Source organism: Thermogemmatispora sp., assembly GCF_042408735.1.
Taxonomy (GTDB): domain Bacteria; phylum Chloroflexota; class Ktedonobacteria; order Ktedonobacterales; family Ktedonobacteraceae; genus Thermogemmatispora.
Genome location: NZ_JBHOQV010000130.1, coordinates 89,899 through 96,198 on the forward strand (window position 1 = coordinate 89,899; position 6,300 = coordinate 96,198).

Annotated in this window: 3 protein-coding genes; 2 read left to right on the top strand and 1 reads right to left on the bottom strand. The window is 63.5% G+C overall.

Annotated features, from left to right (window positions below):
* Positions 1–232 precede the first annotated feature (232 nt).
* Complete coding sequence (locus tag ACFMO7_RS13300) at positions 233–2,602, bottom strand: hypothetical protein (protein ID WP_376795969.1); 2,370 nt, start codon at positions 2,600–2,602, stop codon at positions 233–235.
* A gap of 423 nt (positions 2,603–3,025) precedes the next feature.
* On the opposite strand from ACFMO7_RS13300, the gene ACFMO7_RS13305 reads away from it, so the two are divergent.
* Together ACFMO7_RS13305 and ACFMO7_RS13310 are read left to right on the top strand one after the other, a co-directional pair.
* Positions 3,026–3,898: an S-adenosyl-l-methionine hydroxide adenosyltransferase family protein gene (locus tag ACFMO7_RS13305; protein ID WP_376795970.1), complete on the top strand. Its 873-nt coding sequence runs from the start codon at positions 3,026–3,028 to the stop codon at positions 3,896–3,898.
* A gap of 236 nt (positions 3,899–4,134) precedes the next feature.
* Positions 4,135–5,514, top strand: coding sequence for a sensor histidine kinase (locus tag ACFMO7_RS13310; protein ID WP_376795971.1), 1,380 nt, complete (start codon positions 4,135–4,137; stop codon positions 5,512–5,514).
* Positions 5,515–6,300: the final 786 nt, after the last annotated feature.

Genomic DNA, 6,300 nt, shown 5'->3' on the forward strand with positions numbered 1-6,300 from the left:
AAGAGCGCCAGGCTCGGCGCCGGCAGGGGCCTGCCCTTGCCTTACATGGACATGGACGGACGGGCCTGGCGATCCTGTCCTGAATCCATACCACAATTAAAAAGGAAGGCCCGCCGGAGCGGGCCAGACCTCTTTCTCTTTTTGCCTGGCGGGCTGACTGACTGGCTTTTTCCCTCGGAGACTCGCCGATCTCCCTCACCTCCCAGAGCGGCCAGGGCTGGGGCCGGAGGACTCACGAAGACCAGCTTGCGCGCACCTCGCGCAGTTGCTCTGGAGTCAGGATGCGGAAAAGGATGAGCAGATTCTCCAGATCGTACTCCAGACCCATCGAATGCAGTTCCTGGCGGATGCGCCCCAGCGAACGAATCTGGGCCGTATTGAGCAGGCCATAGCTCACGAGGCTGGCCGCCAGCAGCTGATCGGGGGTCAGCAACTTGAACATGAGCAAAATCTCCCCCAACTGGTAATTGAGATCGACCCCGCGCAGCATGCGTTGAACGTTCTGGGCCACCTCCAGGCGCTCAGGTGGCACCAGATGGCCCTCCAGCAGGACGCTGCCGAGCGAGCGCGTGGCCCGCCCGTTGAGAACCGGAGGCGACTGCTGCTGCTGCTGCCGCTGCTGGGGTGGCTCCATCGGTGGCAGGCTCTGCACGATATCCAGCAAGGTCGTATCGGACGTGATCGACTCGCGCTCAAACGAGGGACGGCGAACCGGCTCGACTGGAGCCGCCTCGGCATGCGTCATCTCCTTCTTCGTCTCCTCATCCGCCGCGCTAGCCAGGTCGCTGCTGGCCACAGGCTGGCCAGCGGGAGGGGACGCCTCTCGCTCGACCCGCTCGACCTGCCCCTGCCCATTAGGACCTGGCTGGCCGGAAGGCTGGCGCTCGACAGGTCCTTCGCTGAGGCTGCCGTAGGCCGGACGTCGATCAACTGCCGGCTGCTCAGCGGTATAGGCCCGGGCCTGGGCTGTGTTGGCTGGCGCTGGCGCTGGACTTTGGGCAGAGGCTGGCGCCGCGGCTGCCGACGGCGAGGCCATGCTTGCCATGCGCAGCGACGACAGCTCTCCAATAGCCGGGCTGGCGTTGGCCAGGGCCTGGAGCTGGCTGCGGACCGCGGCGTAGGCATCCGAGCGCGAGGGGCGATAATCTGGCTCCTGATCAGATTGCAGACCCTGAATCGGCGCCGCGCGCAGCGAGGCTGTACTCAGAGGCGAGCCTGCGGGTGAGGCCGGAGCCGCTGAGCCGCCCGGCGCTCCGCCTGCCAGCGACTGGGCCGTTCCCGGCTCCGGCGCCCGCTCCTCGTGCGCGGAGGTCGCGGAGCGCTCGCGCAGCAAGCGTGTCAACTGAGCCAGGCTCGACTCCCCTTTCTCCTCGGGCGGCGCGTACTGCGTATAAGCCTGGTTGGGCTGATAGGGACTCTCCTGAAAGATCGGCGGCTGGTAGGCGGGAGCCGGCTGTGGCTGAGGGACCTGGGCGGTAGCGCCAGGCCCAAAGGGGGATGGGCTGGACTGGGCCAGCGAGGAAGGCTGTGGTGCCTGGGGCATCTGCAGCTCCTGGGCCGGAAACCCACCCTGAGGCTGAGGCAAAGGTCCCGAGGCCAGCGAGCGCGAGGCATGATAGAAGGTCTCTGCTGACTCCTGGCCAGGCGGCTCCAACGCTTGAGAGCGCTGCTGGGCGTAGAACTCCAGCGGCGCGGACTGAGCTGCGGGGGCGTAATAGACCTGGGCGGACGAGGGCGGAGGCGAGCCATGAGGAGCGGGAGAGAACTGCCCTCCCTGGTTCTGAGGCACCTGACGAGCGCCGATGCTGGCCGTTGGCGAAACGGCGGGCATCCGAGCCGAAGATGCGCCCGAGGACATCAGCCCATCGGGGACCGGAAAGCTGCCAGCCCCGGGGGCGCCTCCCCAGGGAACTTCCTGCGCTGGAGCGGACGCCGGCGCTGGCGAAAAGCTGCGACTGCCCGGATAGATCACGGCCCGAATCTTGTCGGTGAATGTCGGCGGTGGAGGGGCGGCGGGAGCAGGTTGGGCGCTGGCCGCGTAGGCCGCTGGAGCGGGAGAGAACTGCCGCTGAAACTCGCTGATCTGGCTCTGTCCCGGCGAAAAAACTGCCGGATGCGGCACCGTCTGCTGCAGACTCGTCAGGGTAGGGGCGGGCGACGCCTGCGTTGGCAGATCGGCCAGGCGCACTTGGGGATGCGAGGCCGTCGCTGGCAAAGGTACCTGGGCCCGCACGGCCTCGACCAGACGCATGATGCCGAGCATGCCGTCGACCTCGACGTCAACCGTCTGCCGATGCTCCTCGGGGTCATACGGGCCATAGCCGGCCAGGTTGGTGCAGCGATAGGTCAGCACCAGCACGCCGCGCCCACGACGCTGAGCGTCTAATGCCACCCAGAACTCACGGCGCCCTGCCGCCGCCTGGGCCAGGTTGACCAAGACAAGCCGCACCTGATGGCGTGCAATCGCGTCAAAGACTTCCACTGCCGTGCGAGCTACATGGCACTCATAGCCAGCTAGCTGCAGCTCGCTACCGAGCAAGGCGGCAAGTTGCTGATCGCGTTCAAAAATAAGAATATGCGAGCCACCGGTACTGACATTCATCGGCTCTTGCAGAGCGCATCCCCCTGACTGCAGACGTGGGGAAGAAGCGCCGCCTCCTTTTCCATCGAGTTTTGACTGTCTGTAATGATCGGGTACAAATGAATCGATAGGGAACGTTTCACTGCAAGGATGCGTTTCTGGCCGGGAATACCCAGACCACCCGCTCGTAGCGCAAAGAGAACAGGCTCAAGAAAAGCTGAAATCGCCTGGACTATTCTTCTATTCTACCTGTATTCTTGTCAGGACTGCTCTATATCGTGGCTAGTATAGCATACAATGGCTAAGGTAGGGTAGTTGCCAGTACCATTGAGCGATTCGGCAGCCCTCTCCTATTGACAGCCCAGCCGAAAATGACTACACAGAAAGGAGAAAACCCCGGTCCTTCACCAAGGCAGGGCCGGGCAAGACAAGAGAGAAGCCTGCATGGTTCACCACAAACAAGAAGAGCAATCTCGGGCGGCCAGCCCTGGTCAGCAAGCCGCTGTTCGAGTGCCGATTGTCGCCCTCATGACCGATTTTGGCCTCCGCGACGGCTTTGTGGGCATCATGAAGGGGGTCATTGCCGGCATTGTCCCGCAGGCCCAGCTGATTGACATCAGCCACGATATCGCACCTCAGAACGTTGCCGCTGGGGCCTGGTTGCTATCAACCGCCTATCGCTATTTCCCGGCGGGGAGCGTCTTTCTCTGCGTTGTTGACCCTGGTGTGGGGAGCCAGCGTCGGGCCATTGCCCTGGAGGCTGGCGACTGGTTCTTTGTCGGGCCGGACAATGGCCTGTTCAGCTATGTACTGGCCGAGCAGCCCCTGCGCCAGGCTGTTGTGCTGGAAAACCCGGCCTATCGTCTGCCGCAGGTCAGCACGACCTTCCACGGGCGCGACATCTTCGCGCCAGCGGCGGCCCATCTTGCCCGTGGGGTACCGCTGGCCGCCTTCGGGAAGGCGCTTGATCCCCGCTCGCTGCAGCGCCTCGATCTCAGTCAGCCGCAGCGCCTTGGAGGGCGCATCGAGGCCAGAGTGATCTACATCGATCACTTCGGCAATCTGGTGACGAACATTCCCCTGACGCTGGTGCCTGACCTTTTCTCGGCCCCGCGGGCGCGCCTGCTGGTGCCCGCGCGCGGGCTGGCCATCGAGCGGCGTCAGCCCTTCTTCGCCGGCGAGGCCGGTGAAGGGGAGCCGTTCGTCTACAGCGACAGCGCCGGCTATGTTGGGGTGGCTATTCGCAACGGCAATGCCGCCGCCACGCTCGGCATCACCGTTGGGGAGGCCGTGACTTTAGTCATAGAGGAGACCTAGTTCTTTCGACACTGGCGTCCCCCAGCGCCGGGGACTATACTGGTCTCTGTAGACAGGGACTGGGATACGAACTAGAGAACGCGGGTCGACCCATCTCTGCGATGGATGGGACTGTTCTCCGAGGCGTCCCTCAGGATGGGTCGACTTTCTCATTCCCCTTGCTGGAGAGCCGGCCAGCGAAGAGCCGCAGAGCGGTCCTCACCTTCAAGCTCTGGAGAGGAGGGTGGCAGAGCACTATGACCAGCGTGAACGAGAGCGAGGAGCAAATGGCGGCTGCCGTTCAGGCGGAGCAGGCCTTACGGCGACGCTTACGACTCTTCGGTCTGCAATGGATGATTTTTATCGTTGTGGCCCAGGCAATTAACGTTTACGCTGCCCTGAGCGCTCACCCCACCTATTGGCAGGAATGGCGTGCGCCGGTCATTATCCTTCTCTCGCTGGCCCTCATTGGCCTCTTTTTCTTCCACTTCTTCCACTTCTCTGCCTCCTCCTGGATCCCAGGCAGGCAAGGCTGGCCGCCGACCCTGGCCTATGCCTTTTCCCTCTGGGGGGCTGCCTATTTGCTCTGCCTGGCCCTGACCTTTCTCGATCGTAACCTGGTCTGGAGCTACTGGATACTCTTCGGTCTCTGCTTTGCCCTTTTCTCCATTCCTACTCTTTTAATTCCCCTGATAGTGTGTCAGCTCACCTTCTTCTTTGTCAGCGGCACTCTTCGCTGGCCGCTGGATACCAGCGATCTGGGTTCGCTTCTGGGCTTTTCCCTCCTCATCATCTCTTCGCTGATCTCGGCGATCACCATCTCGCTGCTCTTTAGCGAGCAGGGGCGCAACGTCAGACTACTCAGGGAGCTGGCTCAGGCCCATAGCGAGCTGGAGGAGGCCCATCGGCGTCTGGCGCTCTCGGCGGCCCAGGAGCAGGAGCTGGCCATCCTGCGCGAGCGCACGCGCCTGGCGCGCGAGATGCACGATACCCTGGGCCACGCCCTGACCCTGGTCAGTGTCAAACTAGAGGTAGTCCGTCGTCTTGTCAGGAGCGACCCAGAGCGCTGTGAGCGCGAGATCGCCGAGACCCTGCAGATCACGCGCGGAGCCATGAGCGAGCTGCGGACCTCTATCGCCAATCTGCGTTCGCCCGTGCTGGCGCATAGCTCGTTGCGGCAGGCCATCGCCTCGCTGGCCCAGCGTCTGGCGGAGCGCTGTGGCTGGAAGCTAGAGCTAGAGCTGGCTCCCGAGCTGGAGCATCTGGCTGGCGAGCGGCAGGAGGCCCTTCTCAAGGTGATCCAGGAGGCCCTCACGAACATCGAAAAGCACGCCCAGGCCACCCAGGTTGCGCTGCGCCTGCGGGCAGAGGCTGGCCGGCTGCTCCTGGCCATCGTAGACAACGGCCTTGGGCTGCCGCCAGCCATTGAGGCCGGGCTGGCGGCCCCGCCGGATGGTTCCGCCTCCGCTGCGCCTCCAGGTCACTACGGTCTTCTAGGCATGCGCGAGCGCATCCACGAGCTGGGAGGCGAGCTGGCGATCTGTCGGCCGACCGGAGGAGGATGTCGTCTGGAGGCCAGCATTCCCCTGATCGAGGTCCCGCATGAGAGTGACCTCTCCGGCCAGGACTCTCGGTGAGCGGCAGGAGATCTCCTTCTGTCCAGCAAGCTGCCGGCTGGCGTTGTCTCCCCTCCTCGCGTGAGAAGGAGGAGCGGCTGACCTGTCCTCTCCCCTTGCGGCTCGCTCGCTCCTGGCGACCTGGCTGTGCGGCCTGGACCAGCCGCGCCGGAGGGCCTTGCCGCCTTTCCTTGCCGCCAAAAGAAAGAGTCGGGTGCGGCCTGGGTTGAAGGATGGCGAGTGACCCAGATGGGGGATGCCGAAAAGCAGCGCTCGCCACTTGACAGGGGCCGGTCTGTACTGTATGCTACGATTACCGTCACTGTTTACTCTAGAACACGTTGGAATCAAGCAGCATATGGCGTTCGACCAGGCAAGATACCCCCAGCAGGGGGAACAAAGGGGGCCTCTCGGGCGGGGAGCAAGAGCGCTCGTGGGGGGGAAAGGGAGGAACGGAGCAAGGAGAGGGCGCTTGCTTCAGGCGACCCGAGGGCCAGGCGCGCGGCGGCCCATCTTCTCAGCAGCTTGGCGAGCCGCAAGAGGGTGTTGAGGGCGAGAGGAGATGCGGAAGGAGAGCGAGCAGAAGATGCAGGCAGCAGATATAATCGCAGCGCATGTTGCAACGTAGAAAGGGCTGGTTCTCTAGCTTGGCATGCAGATCGAGCAGAAAACCAGCCCTTTGATATCATAGTTTACCTGTTTTTCGCGCCGGAAGGAGCAGCAGTCATTGTAGTCATAGCAGGCATAGAAGGAAAGGAACCTCGGCAAAGGCGTACACCCGGTGTAACGGTCAGTAAGCGTTCTTCC